The sequence below is a fragment of the Pseudomonas sp. Kh14 genome (assembly GCF_900291005.1).
Classification (GTDB): Bacteria; Pseudomonadota; Gammaproteobacteria; order Pseudomonadales; family Pseudomonadaceae; genus Aquipseudomonas; species Aquipseudomonas alloputida.
The window spans coordinates 1-237 of sequence record NZ_OLKJ01000035.1; the positions used below are offsets into that span (position 1 = coordinate 1).

The 237-nt window shown below is 70.9% G+C and carries 1 protein-coding gene; it reads right to left on the minus strand.

The genetic code is table 11. The features are described from left to right. Positions 1-237 (minus strand): NAD(P)-dependent oxidoreductase (locus FQ668_RS20595; RefSeq protein ID WP_306109846.1); only part of this gene is annotated, 237 nt, incomplete at both ends.

Consider the following 237-nt stretch of genomic DNA (forward strand, 5'->3'; position numbering starts at 1 on the left):
GGCGATGGCCAGGCCCACCGCACCAAGGCCGAGAATGCCAAGGCGCTTGCCACTCACCGAGGGGCTGATCACCCGGTTCCATTCGCCCCGGCGGGTACTGGCATCGGCGCGGGGAATGTCGCGCAACAGCGCCAGCAGCAGGGCGAGGGTGTGGTCGGCGACCGCTTCGGCATTGGCCCCGGCGCCGTTGGTGACAGTGATGCCGCGCGCAGCGGCCGCGGCCAGGTCAACCTGTTC